The 12,856-nt window shown below is 39.3% G+C and carries 22 protein-coding genes; all 22 read right to left on the bottom strand.

Annotation, left to right across the window (positions count from 1 at the left end; genetic code table 11):
• Positions 1-5 precede the first annotated feature (5 nt).
• Complete coding sequence (locus K3248_RS07050; protein ID WP_220717681.1) at positions 6-1,400, bottom strand: DegQ family serine endoprotease; 1,395 nt, start codon at positions 1,398-1,400, stop codon at positions 6-8.
• A 267-nt stretch (positions 1,401-1,667) separates the two neighbouring features.
• Positions 1,668-2,096: a 50S ribosomal protein L17 gene (rplQ, locus tag K3248_RS07045; protein ID WP_220717680.1), complete on the bottom strand. Its 429-nt coding sequence runs from the start codon at positions 2,094-2,096 to the stop codon at positions 1,668-1,670.
• A gap of 24 nt (positions 2,097-2,120) precedes the next feature.
• Positions 2,121-3,134 carry a DNA-directed RNA polymerase subunit alpha gene (locus K3248_RS07040; RefSeq protein ID WP_220717679.1) on the bottom strand — a complete coding sequence of 338 codons (1,014 nt, stop codon included), beginning with the start codon at positions 3,132-3,134 and terminating at the stop codon, positions 2,121-2,123.
• Positions 3,135-3,229: 95 nt separating this feature from the next.
• The gene (gene rpsK / locus K3248_RS07035; RefSeq protein ID WP_006589521.1) at positions 3,230-3,619 is read right to left on the bottom strand and encodes a 30S ribosomal protein S11; all 390 of its coding nucleotides are present in this window, start codon (positions 3,617-3,619) and stop codon (positions 3,230-3,232) included.
• Positions 3,620-3,742: 123 nt separating this feature from the next.
• Positions 3,743-4,111: a 30S ribosomal protein S13 gene (gene rpsM / locus K3248_RS07030; RefSeq protein ID WP_220717678.1), complete on the bottom strand. Its 369-nt coding sequence runs from the start codon at positions 4,109-4,111 to the stop codon at positions 3,743-3,745.
• A 180-nt stretch (positions 4,112-4,291) separates the two neighbouring features.
• Complete coding sequence (locus K3248_RS07025) at positions 4,292-4,870, bottom strand: adenylate kinase (RefSeq protein WP_220717677.1); 579 nt, start codon at positions 4,868-4,870, stop codon at positions 4,292-4,294.
• Positions 4,867-6,213 carry a preprotein translocase subunit SecY gene (secY, locus tag K3248_RS07020; protein ID WP_220717676.1) on the bottom strand — a complete coding sequence of 449 codons (1,347 nt, stop codon included), beginning with the start codon at positions 6,211-6,213 and terminating at the stop codon, positions 4,867-4,869. The genes K3248_RS07025 and secY overlap by 4 nt, the downstream gene beginning before the upstream one ends.
• A gap of 160 nt (positions 6,214-6,373) precedes the next feature.
• The gene (rplO, locus tag K3248_RS07015; RefSeq protein WP_220717675.1) at positions 6,374-6,841 is read right to left on the bottom strand and encodes a 50S ribosomal protein L15; all 468 of its coding nucleotides are present in this window, start codon (positions 6,839-6,841) and stop codon (positions 6,374-6,376) included.
• A 21-nt stretch (positions 6,842-6,862) separates the two neighbouring features.
• Entirely contained in the window at positions 6,863-7,069 is a 207-nt protein-coding gene (gene rpmD, locus K3248_RS07010; RefSeq protein WP_220717674.1) for a 50S ribosomal protein L30, read from the bottom strand.
• A 31-nt stretch (positions 7,070-7,100) separates the two neighbouring features.
• The gene (rpsE, locus tag K3248_RS07005; protein WP_220717673.1) at positions 7,101-7,649 is read right to left on the bottom strand and encodes a 30S ribosomal protein S5; all 549 of its coding nucleotides are present in this window, start codon (positions 7,647-7,649) and stop codon (positions 7,101-7,103) included.
• Positions 7,650-7,764: 115 nt separating this feature from the next.
• Positions 7,765-8,127, bottom strand: coding sequence for a 50S ribosomal protein L18 (rplR, locus tag K3248_RS07000; protein WP_220717672.1), 363 nt, complete (start codon positions 8,125-8,127; stop codon positions 7,765-7,767).
• Between the two features lie 12 nt (positions 8,128-8,139).
• Complete coding sequence (gene rplF, locus K3248_RS06995; protein WP_220717671.1) at positions 8,140-8,673, bottom strand: 50S ribosomal protein L6; 534 nt, start codon at positions 8,671-8,673, stop codon at positions 8,140-8,142.
• Between the two features lie 35 nt (positions 8,674-8,708).
• A complete protein-coding gene (rpsH, locus tag K3248_RS06990; protein ID WP_220717670.1) occupies positions 8,709-9,107 on the bottom strand; it encodes a 30S ribosomal protein S8 in 399 nt (132 codons plus the stop codon).
• Between the two features lie 14 nt (positions 9,108-9,121).
• Positions 9,122-9,427 (bottom strand): 30S ribosomal protein S14, encoded by a 306-nt coding sequence (rpsN, locus tag K3248_RS06985; protein WP_220717669.1) that lies wholly within the window; start codon positions 9,425-9,427, stop codon positions 9,122-9,124.
• Between the two features lie 24 nt (positions 9,428-9,451).
• Positions 9,452-10,009, bottom strand: coding sequence for a 50S ribosomal protein L5 (rplE, locus tag K3248_RS06980; RefSeq protein ID WP_220717668.1), 558 nt, complete (start codon positions 10,007-10,009; stop codon positions 9,452-9,454).
• Positions 10,002-10,316, bottom strand: a complete 315-nt coding sequence (gene rplX, locus K3248_RS06975) for a 50S ribosomal protein L24 (RefSeq protein ID WP_220717667.1) — start codon at positions 10,314-10,316, stop codon at positions 10,002-10,004. Before rplX ends, rplE begins: the two co-directional genes overlap by 8 nt.
• 12 nt (positions 10,317-10,328) lie before the next feature.
• Positions 10,329-10,697, bottom strand: coding sequence for a 50S ribosomal protein L14 (gene rplN / locus K3248_RS06970; protein ID WP_220717666.1), 369 nt, complete (start codon positions 10,695-10,697; stop codon positions 10,329-10,331).
• Between the two features lie 143 nt (positions 10,698-10,840).
• A complete protein-coding gene (gene rpsQ / locus K3248_RS06965; protein ID WP_220717665.1) occupies positions 10,841-11,080 on the bottom strand; it encodes a 30S ribosomal protein S17 in 240 nt (79 codons plus the stop codon).
• A gap of 11 nt (positions 11,081-11,091) precedes the next feature.
• Entirely contained in the window at positions 11,092-11,292 is a 201-nt protein-coding gene (gene rpmC / locus K3248_RS06960; protein ID WP_220717664.1) for a 50S ribosomal protein L29, read from the bottom strand.
• A gap of 12 nt (positions 11,293-11,304) precedes the next feature.
• A complete protein-coding gene (gene rplP, locus K3248_RS06955; RefSeq protein ID WP_220717663.1) occupies positions 11,305-11,718 on the bottom strand; it encodes a 50S ribosomal protein L16 in 414 nt (137 codons plus the stop codon).
• A gap of 36 nt (positions 11,719-11,754) precedes the next feature.
• On the bottom strand, positions 11,755-12,465 hold the full coding sequence (rpsC, locus tag K3248_RS06950; RefSeq protein WP_220717662.1) for a 30S ribosomal protein S3: 711 nt from the start codon (positions 12,463-12,465) through the stop codon (positions 11,755-11,757).
• Positions 12,465-12,854: a 50S ribosomal protein L22 gene (gene rplV, locus K3248_RS06945; protein WP_220717661.1), complete on the bottom strand. Its 390-nt coding sequence runs from the start codon at positions 12,852-12,854 to the stop codon at positions 12,465-12,467. Before rplV ends, rpsC begins: the two co-directional genes overlap by 1 nt.
• Positions 12,855-12,856 lie beyond the last annotated feature (2 nt).

Here is a 12,856-nt window from a genome sequence, read left to right as displayed (position 1 = left end):
AAACCTCAACGAATAAACTGGCGAATATACATACCATCACGTTCATATTCTAATTGCCACATATTTTGATGACCTTGTATAAGAATCTTTTTCAACTGACTTACTGTCTGAATTTTATGGCCATTAACAATGCGCAAAACATCTCCAGGGCGAAAAATCCCAGCAGCATTGCTCATTTCATCAAGGTGCGTAATCACGACACCTCTTGCTGATATAGGCAGATGAAAACGTCGACTGTTTTGCGGTGTTAAATCTAACACTTCTGCACCAGAAAGAGGGCTATCACCAACAATTTTTTCAGACTTTGCAAATGCAGATTCTGGTATTGATAAAACAGTGATTTCTGTTTTAAAAGTCTTTCCATTTCGTAAATATTCTAAAGCGACACTATGCCCAATACCAGTAGTCATCAAACGATACCCAAGACTATCTGGATTATCAACACGTATCCCTTGCGCACTCAAAATAATATCGCCTATTTTTAAACCCGCTTTTGACGCAGGACTATCTTTGATAACTTCAATGATAAGAGCACCATAAGGACGTTCTAGCCCTAAACCATTCGCAATATCAGACGTAACATTTTGAAAAGATGCACCAATATAAGGAGGTACAAAATATTTTCCGCCACGTTTAACAGTATCAAGCATAACCTTTACAAGATTTGCCGGAATAGCAAAACCAATCCCTATAGAACCACCTGAGCGCGAATAAATAGCCGTATTAATTCCGATTAAATGTCCTTTCATATCAATTAAAGCTCCACCAGAATTCCCTGGATTAATAGCAGCGTCCGTTTGAATAAAAAAATCAAAATCAGAAATACCAACACGCGTACGTGCTTGTGCTGAAACAATACCACTTGTAACCGTCTGTCCAACACCAAAAGGATTACCAATTGCTAAAACAAGATCACCAACTTCAACAGCATCAGAATCTCCTAACGGAAGAACAGGAAATTGAGCACCCTCTGCATCAATTTCAAGCACAGCAATATCTGTTGCTTCATCTTTTAGCCTAACCCTACTCTCAAACTCCCTACCATCAGAAAGAGCCACTTTAATTTCATTTGCATCTTTAATGACATGATAATTCGTAACAACCAACCCCCGTGTATCAACAATCACCCCAGATCCCAATGAAGATTGCTTACGTACTGGAAAATTATCTTGAAAACGACTAAAAAATTGCTCAAAAAAAGGATCACCTTCAAAAGGCGAACGAGCCTTAATTTGCCGAGCTGCATAAATATTGACGACAGACGGAATAGTCTTCTTAACTAAAGGAGCAAATGAAAGAGTAATTTCTTTTTGTGTTTGCGGAATTTGAGCGTATGCGCAACAAAATGACATAGGTGTCATAATTGCCCCCAAAAGCCATACCACAAAAAAATATCTCATGACTCACTCCTTATAAAATCAAAATATTCCTTAAACATTCATAAGATAAACAATACATTCCTCAATGTAATATCAAAAGATATCCATTAATATTTATAATTAAAAATAAAAACAACCTCTCTAAATAATAAATGTTATAAAAATAAAATAATTCAATATATTGCAACCTCTTCTTATGCTTACATATCAAACAAAACTCATTTTACAACAGGCAAAAAAAAACCGTCTAAGAAAGACGGCTTTTTAAAATTCAACAAAACGACAAACTTATGAAGAAACTTCTTTTTCATTACTAGAACTTTCCATTCGCACGCGATCTATAGCACCTTTTGCATCAACATCACGATCCACAAACTCTATAACAGCCATTGGAGCATTATCACCTGAACGAAATCCTGCTTTCATAATACGTAAATATCCACCCTTACGTTCTGCATAACGCGGTGCAAGTGTATCAAATAATTTTGCAACTTTTCCAGTATCACGAAGAGCTGCAATTGCTTGTCGACGTGCATGTAAACCACCACGTTTACCAAGAGTGACTAATTTTTCAACAATAGGACGAATCTCTTTAGCCTTTGGAAGGGTTGTCACAATCTGCTCATGTTCAATTAGCGAAATCGCCATATTTGCAAACATCGCTTTACGGTGGCTAGCAGTCCGATTCAACTTGCGGCCTGACTTATTATGGCGCATAAGCCTTCTCCTTAAATTATAATATTAATACTGATCTTCATAGCGTTTTGCAAGATCATCAATGTTTTCAGGTGGCCATGCAGGAATTTCCATACCAAGGTGCAACCCCATACATGCTAAAACTTCTTTAATCTCATTTAAAGATTTCCGACCAAAATTTGGTGTCCTAAGCATATCAGATTCCGTCTTTTGAATAAGATCACCAATATAGACGATATTATCATTTTTAAGACAATTCGCCGAACGAACAGATAATTCTAACTCATCTACTTTTTTCAGAAGTGCAGGATTAAAAGCAAGTTCCGAATCAGCTTCTTCAACAACTTCCTTTTCCGGCTCATCAAAATTAACAAACAATGACAATTGATCCTGTAAAATACGTGCCGCAAAAGCAACAGCATCTTCCCCAGTAACAGCACCATTTGTTTCAATTGTAAGTGTTAATTTATCATAATCCAAAACTTGACCTTCACGCGTGTTCTCTACTTTATAAGAAACTTTACGAATTGGTGAATACAGACTATCAACAGGAATAAGGCCTATACGCGCATCATCCACACAATTGCGATCAGATGGAACATATCCTTTTCCTGAATTGATAATAAACTCCATACGAATCTCAGCACCTTCATCAAGTGTACAAATAACATGTTCTGGATTCAGAATTTCCATATCTCCAACAGTACTGATATCCCCTGCTTTCACAACACCAGGACCCTCTTTACAAACAACGACACGTTTAGGCCCCTCTTCCTGCATACGAAGTGCAATTTCTTTTATATTAAGGATAATATCTGTAACATCCTCACGAACACCTGGAATTGATGAAAATTCATGTAAAACACCATCAATCTGCACAGCAGTAATCGCAGCACCACGAAGCGATGACAACAAAACACGACGAAGTGCATTTCCTAATGTTAAACCAAAACCACGCTCAAGAGGCTCTGCAACCACACTTGAAACATTTGGATTATCATGCGTATAAAATTCAACCTTATTGGGTTTAATCAGTTCCTGCCAGTTTTTCTGGATCATATTTTTATTCCCGTTCTTTCGCTCCGTCACCATTCAATCGTAACGGTCAGTGTGAACATTAGAGAAGGCTCTAACAACAAAAAACAATACCCGAATTAAACACGCCGTCTTTTACGTGGACGACATCCGTTATGAGGAATCGGTGTTACATCACGAATAGAAGTAATAACAAAACCAACAGATTGCAACGCACGTAAAGCGGACTCACGACCTGATCCAGGACCACAAACCTCAACTTCCAAAGAACGCATACCATGTTCTTGCGCTTTTTTAGCACAATCCTCAGCAGCCACCTGCGCTGCAAAAGGTGTAGACTTTCTAGATCCCTTAAAACCTTGAGCACCAGCGGAAGACCATGCAATTGTATTTCCCTGAGCATCCGTAATGGTAATCATTGTATTATTAAATGTTGAATTGATATGCACAACACCTGATGAAATATTTTTTCGCTCGCGACGACGAACACGCGTGGCTTCTTTTGCCATAACTTTCCTTTCAACGATCTCCTCACTGCCGTAATATCAGCAGCTCCACCTTCTCACTTCTTGCAAAACTTAAGCAAGAAACAAAATATCTAAAAAAAATAAAATTCTTCTTTTAAAAAATTATTATTTTTTCTTACCAGCAATTGCCTTAGCCGGACCTTTACGGGTACGCGCATTTGTATGTGTACGTTGCCCACGAACAGGTAAAGAGCGGCGATGACGTAATCCTCTATAGCAACCAAGATCCATCAAACGCTTCACATTCATTGCAACTTCACGACGCAAATCTCCCTCAACTTGATATCCCTGATCAATCGCCTCACGAATTTGCAATACTTCCGCATCTGAAAGCTCATGCACACGTCGCCCCGTAGGAATACCAACTCTTTTAGTAATTTCTTGCGCAAATTTTGGTCCAATCCCATGAATATACTGAAGTGCAATAATTACACGCTTATTTGTTGGGATATTGACACCAGCAATACGAGCCACGCCTGTTCTCCTTGGTTATACTAAAAAAACACCCATAAAGTACCTTCTATACTTTACAGAAAAAAGCGATTCAGCATAGAATTTTCCGAATCCCATTATTTTATTGAAATAAATCAAAGCAGTTTTTGATAGATTTCATCGAAAAAGTCAACTCTTTTCATTTATTTCCCAAAAAAAACCTCATTGAAGAATCTTTTTTATCATATGTGAGACCTCATTAATATCGATCATCCCATCTACTTTCTTCAACAATCCCTTCTCGGAATAAAACTCAGATAAAGGTGCCGTTTTTTCACGATATTCTACCAACCTCTTTGCAAAAGCAACTGGATTATCATCTGAACGAACTTGACCACCAGCAGCTATCGTAGCTTGAACACGCTTTTTCATGCGTTCAATTAATGCATCCTCATCTACTTTTAGCTCAATAACAGCATCAAGATTCATATTTTTTGATTTCAAAATCTCCTGCAAAGCCTCTGCCTGAGCCACAGTGCGTGGATAGCCATCCAAAATAAAACCGTTTATACAATCACTTTCATCAATCCTATCCGATACAATCTGATTCACAATATTATCAGACACCAAAGCACCAGAATTCATAATAACTTTAGCTTCTTTACCAACTTCCGTTTCTTTAACAATAGCTTCACGCAACATATCACCTGTTGACAACTGAGGAATATGATATTCCTTAATCAACATCTTAGCTTGTGTACCTTTTCCAGCTCCTGGAGGCCCTAACAGAACAATTCTCATCGTTTCCTCTTACCTCCACGAAGTTTTGATTTTTTAATCAACCCTTCATATTGGTGAGCTACAAGATGTCCCTGAATTTGAGCAACTGTATCAAGTGTAACAGTAACAACAATCAACAACGACGTTCCTCCAAGATAAAAAGGAACCTGTAGTGTAGATATCATAAACTCAGGTAGTAAACAAACCAATATAATATAAATTGCTCCCACAACAGTAATACGCGTCAAAACATAATCTATATATTCAGCTGTACGCTCACCAGGACGTATGCCTGGAATAAAACCAGAATGCTTTTTTAACTGATCAGCCGTATCACTTGGGTTAAACACAATTGCCGTATAAAAAAAACAAAAAAACGCCATCAAAAATGCATAGATAAGCATATAAAGTGGCTGTCCATGACTTAAAGAATAAGAAATAGCTTGAACCCACTGTGGCATTTTGTCAGAAAAATTATTAATCGTTGCTGGTAACAATAACAAAGATGAAGCAAAAATTGGTGGAATAACACCAGCCGTATTTAGCTTTAAAGGAAGGTGAGACATATCACCTTGAAACATCTGATTACCAACTTGACGTTTTGGGTACTGAATAAGAATTCGCCGTTGCGCACGTTCTACAAAAACGATAATTCCAATAACAGAAACAGCAATAAACATAATAACTATAAGAAGAAAAGTTGATAAATCAGCCTGACTATGCGCAGTCAAAAGTTGGGCAAAAGTAGAAGGAAAATTTGCTACAATTCCAGTAAAAATAATAAGAGAAACCCCATTACCTACTCCACGTGACGTGATTTGTTCACCAAGCCACATAAGAAACATCGTTCCACCAACCAGTGTGATAACAGAAGAAATACGGAACATTAAACCTGGTTCCATAACAATATGAAGCCCTGTTCCTATGCCTGTTTCAAGTGCAACCGCAATACCAAAAGCTTGCAAAATTGCCAATACTACTGTTACATAGCGGGTATATTGATTAATAATCTTACGACCTAACTCACCTTCTTTTTTAAGAGACTCTAAAGAAGGAATAATAGAAGTTAATAACTGAACAATAATAGATGCTGATATATAAGGCATAATTCCTAGCGCAAAAATTGCCATACGCCCAACAGCACCTCCAGCAAACATATTAAAGAGCCCCAACACACCGGATGCATGATGTTCAAACGTTTGCCGTAAAGCATCAATATTAATACCAGGAAGGGAGATATAAGTACCAAAGCGGTATACAAGAAGTGCAGCTAATGTGAACCAAATGCGCTGCTTTAATTCAGTCGCACGAGAAAAAGTACCAAAGTTTATATTGGAAGCAAACTGCTCTGCTGCTGATGCCATAAAACGTCTCCCACGTACATAAGCTCTTTGGAATCATAGAAGTATAACTCTTTAATTTATATCGTTATACACAAATAAATGCAAATCGAAAGAACCCTTCAGAAAAGATATCATGAAAAGAGACATCCCCTCTCTAAACCATCATTCATACCATAAAATTTTATCGAGCAACTTCAGGAATAATAACCTGACCACCAGCTTTTTCAACTTTGATACGAGCAGCTTCAGAAGCACCAGATACATGAAAAATAATCTTATCTTTTAACGTACCATCAGAAAGAAGACGAATCCCATCCTTTACACGGCGGATAATACCTGCCTCTTTCAAAGCAACAGCATCAACAGGCTTCTCAACATTTAACTTTCCGGAATCAACAGCCAACTGAATTCTTCCTAGTGAAACTTCATTATAGCTTTTGGCAAAGTAATTTTTAAATCCACGCTTTGGCAAACGACGATAAATAGGCATTTGCCCACCTTCAAAACCATTAAGCGAAACACCAGAGCGCGATTTTTGTCCTTTTACACCACGACCACCCGTCTTACCAGTACCCGAACCAATACCACGCCCAACACGCTTCCGCCTTTTTGTTGCTCCTTCACAATCACTCAGTTCATTGAGTTTCATATTAAATACTCCTGCAACCTTTTAATCTTCATCAATAATGCGAACCAAATGTCTAACCTTAGAAATCATACCTCGCACACAAAGTGTATCATTTAAAACACGCCGCCGCCGTATTTTATTCAATCCAAGTCCCTTTAAGGTTGCACGCTGAATCTGTGAATTCCGAATTGGGCTTCCAATCTGTTCTATTGTCACAGTTTTACTATTCTGAGATTTTCTTTGCACCATTTCCTCATTCCTTTTCTGATAATCTCAGAAATTATCCTTCCATATCAACTAAATGCCGACGACGTGCCTGTAAAGTTGAATATTTTATACCACGTTGAGCTGCGATATCCCTAGGATGCATTTGATGTTTCAACGCATCAAAAGTTGCACGCACCATGTTATAAGGATTGGATGACCCTAAAGACTTTGCAACAACATCCTGCATACCAAGAGCTTCAAAGATAGCGCGCATTGGCCCTCCAGCAATAATACCAGTACCAGCAGAAGCTGAACGCAATAAAACACGACCTGCTCCATGACGACCTTCAAGATCATGATGCAATGTACGCCCAGAACGAAGTGGAACATAAATCATTCCACGTTTTGCAGATTCTGTCGCTTTACGAACCGCTTCTGGTACTTCTCGCGCCTTACCATGACCAAAACCTACACGCCCCTTTTGATCACCAACGACAACAAGAGCGGCAAAACCAAAACGCCGACCACCTTTTACAACTTTAGCAACGCGATTGATATGAACAAGTCTGTCAACAAATTCACCCTCACGCTCTTCTCGTTCACTACGTTCTTTCTGTGCCATTCCTCATTCCTTTTTCTTTTCCGGAAGCACGTCAATAAATTTCTACTATCACATTAGAGAAACTTATATGAAACACTCTAAGATTTTCCTTACTCATTGTTTTTAATAAGGTCTTTCAAAAATTCAAGCCAGCTTCGCGCGCAGCTTCAGCCAAAGCTTTTACTCTCCCATGGTAAACATATGCACCACGATCAAAAACCACTTCATTAACACCAGCCTCCTTCGCACGTTCAGCAATTAACTTACCAACCGCAAAAGCAGCTTCTTTATCAGAACCTTTTTTTAATGACTTTTTCAAATCACCATCAAGAGTAGATGCCGATACAAGCGTACATCCACGCACATCATCAATAATTTGAGCATAAATATTCTGATTTGAACGATAAACACTAAGCCGCGGACGATCGCTAGAAACCATTTTTATTCTACGACGAACACGCCGCGCACGACGCTGAAGAATGTCCTTAGATGAAAGCATAATACAAGATCCTTATTTCTTTTTACCTTCTTTACGAAAGATACGCTCATCTGCATGCTTAACGCCTTTACCTTTATAAGGCTCAGGCCTACGATACTCACGAATTTCTGCCGCAACTTGCCCAATTTGTTGTTTATCAATCCCAGAAATAACAATTTCTGTAGGTTTAGGAACCGTTACAGTGACACCAGAGGGAACTTTATAAATCACATCATGCGAAAAACCTAATGACAACTGAATATCTTTACCTTGCAAAGCAGCACGATAACCAACACCGTTAATCTCAAGTTTTTTCTCAAAACCATCCTTCACACCACAAAAAATATTTTCAATCATAGATCGTGACATACCCCATTTAGAGCGTGCATCTTTTGATTGATCCCGTGGTAAAACTGATATAACATTTTCCTCAAGTTTGACCAAGACTTCATCGTTAACGACGTAACTTAGCTCACCTTTCGGACCTTTTGCCTTAACCAGCTGACCTTCAACAGTAGCTGTGACCCCAGAAGGGATTGAAATGGGCTTTTTTCCAATACGAGACATTATTATAACCTACTTTTTTGTTTTTCTAAACATAATTAGAAAACACGACACAGAAGCTCTCCACCAACATTTTGCTCACGCGCTTCATGATCTGCCATAACACCTTTGGGCGTTGATAAAATTGAAATACCAAGGCCATTTGCCACTTGAGGAAGCGACTTAGCAGAAACATATACACGACGCCCCGGCTTTGATACACGCGAAATATCACGAATCGCAGCCAATCCTTCAAAATATTTTAACTCGATTTCAATTTCAGATTTCCCGTCACCTAAATTAACCTGATGATATCCGCGAATATAACCTTCTGACTGAAGAACATCAAGAACGCGCGCACGAAGCTTTGAAGCAGGTGTAACCACTTTACCTTTTTTTCGACCAAGTGCATTACGAATACGTGTTAACATATCACCAAGAGGATCTGACATAGACATTTAACACTCTCCTCTTACCAACTAGATTTAACAATACCGGGAATATGACCAATAGAGCCAAGTTCACGCAATGCAATTCGTGACATTTTCAATTTACGATAATAAGCGCGTGGACGCCCTGAAACTTCACAGCGATTACGAATACGGACTTTTGCAGAATTACGTGGCAATTCCGCCAATTGAACAGAAGCTTTAAAACGCTCTTCAAGAGAAACCTTCTGATCCATAACAACAGCTTTTAGACGTGCACGACGTGCAGCATAACGCTTTACCATCATTTCACGATGTTTATTTTTTTCAACGGCACTTACTTTTGCCATAACCTTACCTCACTACATTTGCCGTTACGAACGAAAAGGGAAATTAAAAGCACGCAACAATTCACGTGCCTCATCATCCGTTTTTGCTGTCGTACAAACGATAATATCCATACCCCAAATTTGATCAACTTTATCATAGTTAATTTCTGGAAATACAATGTGCTCTTTAATACCCATAGCAAAATTTCCACGACCATCAAAGCTTTTGGGATTCAAACCACGGAAGTCACGAACCCGTGGAAGTGCAATCGTAATAAGACGATCCAAAAACTCAAACATACGATCTTTGCGTAATGTAACTTTTGCCCCAAGCGGCATTCCCTCACGAACTTTAAAAGTAGCAATAGAATGACGCGCACGAGTAACAACAGCTTTTTGACCTGTTATGAGACCCAAATCTTCAGCAGCAAGAGATGGCTTTTTGGAGTCAGCAGTCGCTTCACCAATCCCCATATTTACCACAATTTTATCAACGCGTGGAATTTGCATCGCATTTTTATAATGAAATTTCTCTTGAAGAGTTTTACGAACTATTTCAAAATAATGCATCTTCATGCGTGGTGCTTGTTTTTCTTCAGCCATTAATCAATTCTCCCGAACGCTTGGCAAAACGAACTTTAATACCATCTGCATTCATACGAAAACCTACGCGTGTAGGTTTACCATCTTTAGGGTCAGCAATCGCCAAATTGGAAAGATGAATCGCAGCTTCTTTAGACACAATTCCAGCTTCTTGTTTTTGTGTCTGGCGCTGATGCCGTTTAACCATATTAACACCACGAACAAAAGCTTTATTTTCCTTTGGACTCACCTTAATAACTTCACCACTACACCCTTTATCCTTACCGGATAAAACAACAACCTTATCACCTTTTTTAATCTTTTGCATAATACTTGCTCCTTATAATACTTCAGGAGCGAGCGAGATGATCTTCATGTGGTTCCTACCACGAAGCTCGCGGGGAACAGGTCCAAAGATACGTGTACCTATCGGCTCTTTCTTATTATCTACCAAAACAGCAGCATTACTGTCAAAACGAATAACACTACCATCTGGGCGACGAATATCCTTAGCAGTACGAACCACCACAGCTTTCATTACATCACCTTTTTTAACACGTCCACGAGGAATAGCATCCTTAACTGCAACAACAATAATGTCACCGACCGAAGCATATTTTCGCTTTGAACCGCCTAACACCTTGATGCACATGACACGACGTGCACCAGAATTATCGGCAACATCGAGGTTTGTTTGCATCTGAATCATGACTGGCCACCTTTTCTTAATACTTATACCCAGTTATGCCTTTAACACACTTGGATTTGCCTGCCAAACAACAGCAAAGCTATTACTTATAAATCTATTAATGAAAAACCACTATTCAATTTTAAAACAATAAACTTAATTCACTACGCTACACTGTCTTTAACAACAATCCAACGTTTATCTTTCGAAATTGGTTTAGATTCCTGAATAGAAATTTGATCCCCAATTTTGAATTGATTGTTCTCATCATGCGCTTTATATTTTTTAGACTGCCGAATAGTCTTTTTAAGAAGTGGATGAGAATAACGACGCTCCACTTTGACAACTACAGTCTTATCACTTTTGTCGCTAACGACAACACCCTGCAAAATGCGTTTAGGCATCTCTTCTTTCCTTAAACCTTACTTTCGTTTATCTTTTGACGAAGAAAAGTTTTAACACGTGCAATATCACGACGAACCTGCCTAACACGCGCAGTCTTTTCTAATTGGCCTGTTGCCTTTTGAAAGCGCAAGTTAAACTGCTCTTTCTTTAACTTAGCCAACTCATCTTTCATTTGGTCGAGCGTTTGCGCCCGTAATTCTGTGGCTTTCATCGCTTAACCTCTTTATTCAGCAATACGCTGTATGAAACGTGTTTTAATAGGCAACTTCGCAGCCCCCAATCTCAGAGCTTCACGCGCAACATCTTCAGGAACTCCATCAAGCTCAAACATAACACGCCCTGGTGCTACACGTGCAGCCCAATAATCAACGCTCCCCTTACCTTTACCCATACGAACTTCAGTCGGTTTAGATGTAACTGGAAGATCTGGGAAAATACGAATCCAAACCCGCCCCGAACGTCTCATATAACGCGTAATTGCACGACGTGCTGCTTCAATTTGGCGTGCAGTAATACGCTCAGGCTCAACAGCTTTCAAACCGTAAGCACCGAAATTTAAATCCGTACCTCCCTTCGAAGCACCGTGAATACGACCCTTGAATTGTTTACGGAACTTTGTGCGCTTTGGCTGCAACATTGTTCTCTACTCCAAACTTTTATTCAATCATAAAAACTAAGTATTTTCGCGACGACGACTCGATGACGAACCAGAATGATCAACTTCTGTCGCACGACGTTCTGAAGCCATCGGATCATGCTCAAGAATCTCACCCTTAAACACCCAAACTTTAACACCACAAATACCATAAGCAGTTTTAGCTTCTGCTGTACCGTAATCAACATCAGAACGCAAGGTATGAAGTGGAACACGTCCTTCACGATACCATTCCATACGGGCAATTTCAGCACCACCAAGACGACCAGAACAATTAATACGAATACCTTCTGCTCCAAGACGCATAGCAGACTGAACTGCACGCTTCATTGCACGCCGAAAAGCAACACGACGCTCTAATTGCTGAGCAATTGATTGCGCAATAATCGTAGCATCAATTTCTGGTTTACGAATTTCTACAATATTGAGTGATGTTTCAGCATTGGTCATCTCTGAAAGCTTGCGACGAAGCTTTTCAATATCAGCACCTTTTTTGCCAATAATCAAACCAGGACGTGCTGAATGAATCGTTACACGACACTTTTTATGGGGCCGCTCAATAACAACCTTAGAAATAGCCGCTTGCTTTAATTCTTCCAGTACATACAAACGAATTTTTAAATCTTCATGAAGAAGACGCCCATACTCACCACTATCAGCATACCAACGAGAATCCCACGTCCGATTAACACCAAGACGAAGCCCAATTGGATTGATTTTCTGCCCCATTATGCGGCCTCCACTTTTTCGGTAACTTCACGAACAATAACAGTAAGGTGTGAGAATGGACGTTCAATCCGACTAGCACGTCCACGACCACGAACATGAAAACGCTTCATCACTATCGACTTACCAACATAGGCTTCTGCAACAATAAGCGAATCAATATCAAGATCATGGTTATTTTCTGCATTTGCAATCGCCGATTCAAGAGTTTTTTTCACAGTTCCAGCAATACGTTTACGCGAAAATGTTAAATCGGCTAATGCCACATTAACTTTTTTACCACGAATCATCGCAGCAACTAAATTAAGTTTTTGTGGACTTACACGAATTGTCCGAGCAACAGCTCTCGCCTCATTTTCCTTAAGCTGGCGCGGAACTTTAGCTTTTCCCATTA

It is taken from the genome of Bartonella raoultii (assembly GCF_019659805.1).
Lineage (GTDB): Bacteria > Pseudomonadota > Alphaproteobacteria > Rhizobiales > Rhizobiaceae > Bartonella > Bartonella raoultii.
The sequence above is the reverse complement of the archived record's forward strand: the minus strand, read 5'-3'. Positions and strand labels throughout refer to the sequence as shown.

Coding starts and splice junctions, on each gene's coding strand:
- K3248_RS07050 (WP_220717681.1), bottom strand. CDS start 1,400: ATGAGATATTTTTTTGTGGTATGGCTTTTGGGGGCAATTATGACACCT.
- rplQ (WP_220717680.1), bottom strand. CDS start 2,096: ATGCGCCATAATAAGTCAGGCCGCAAGTTGAATCGGACTGCTAGCCAC.
- K3248_RS07040 (WP_220717679.1), bottom strand. CDS start 3,134: ATGATCCAGAAAAACTGGCAGGAACTGATTAAACCCAATAAGGTTGAA.
- rpsK (WP_006589521.1), bottom strand. CDS start 3,619: ATGGCAAAAGAAGCCACGCGTGTTCGTCGTCGCGAGCGAAAAAATATT.
- K3248_RS07025 (WP_220717677.1), bottom strand. CDS start 4,870: ATGAGAATTGTTCTGTTAGGGCCTCCAGGAGCTGGAAAAGGTACACAA.
- secY (WP_220717676.1), bottom strand. CDS start 6,213: ATGGCATCAGCAGCAGAGCAGTTTGCTTCCAATATAAACTTTGGTACT.
- rplO (WP_220717675.1), bottom strand. CDS start 6,841: ATGAAACTCAATGAACTGAGTGATTGTGAAGGAGCAACAAAAAGGCGG.
- rpmD (WP_220717674.1), bottom strand. CDS start 7,069: ATGGTGCAAAGAAAATCTCAGAATAGTAAAACTGTGACAATAGAACAG.
- rpsE (WP_220717673.1), bottom strand. CDS start 7,649: ATGGCACAGAAAGAACGTAGTGAACGAGAAGAGCGTGAGGGTGAATTT.
- rplR (WP_220717672.1), bottom strand. CDS start 8,127: ATGCTTTCATCTAAGGACATTCTTCAGCGTCGTGCGCGGCGTGTTCGT.
- rplF (WP_220717671.1), bottom strand. CDS start 8,673: ATGTCTCGTATTGGAAAAAAGCCCATTTCAATCCCTTCTGGGGTCACA.
- rpsH (WP_220717670.1), bottom strand. CDS start 9,107: ATGTCTATGTCAGATCCTCTTGGTGATATGTTAACACGTATTCGTAAT.
- rpsN (WP_220717669.1), bottom strand. CDS start 9,427: ATGGCAAAAGTAAGTGCCGTTGAAAAAAATAAACATCGTGAAATGATG.
- rplE (WP_220717668.1), bottom strand. CDS start 10,009: ATGGCTGAAGAAAAACAAGCACCACGCATGAAGATGCATTATTTTGAA.
- rplX (WP_220717667.1), bottom strand. CDS start 10,316: ATGCAAAAGATTAAAAAAGGTGATAAGGTTGTTGTTTTATCCGGTAAG.
- rplN (WP_220717666.1), bottom strand. CDS start 10,697: ATGATTCAGATGCAAACAAACCTCGATGTTGCCGATAATTCTGGTGCA.
- rpsQ (WP_220717665.1), bottom strand. CDS start 11,080: ATGCCTAAACGCATTTTGCAGGGTGTTGTCGTTAGCGACAAAAGTGAT.
- rpmC (WP_220717664.1), bottom strand. CDS start 11,292: ATGAAAGCCACAGAATTACGGGCGCAAACGCTCGACCAAATGAAAGAT.
- rplP (WP_220717663.1), bottom strand. CDS start 11,718: ATGTTGCAGCCAAAGCGCACAAAGTTCCGTAAACAATTCAAGGGTCGT.
- rpsC (WP_220717662.1), bottom strand. CDS start 12,465: ATGGGGCAGAAAATCAATCCAATTGGGCTTCGTCTTGGTGTTAATCGG.
- rplV (WP_220717661.1), bottom strand. CDS start 12,854: ATGGGAAAAGCTAAAGTTCCGCGCCAGCTTAAGGAAAATGAGGCGAGA.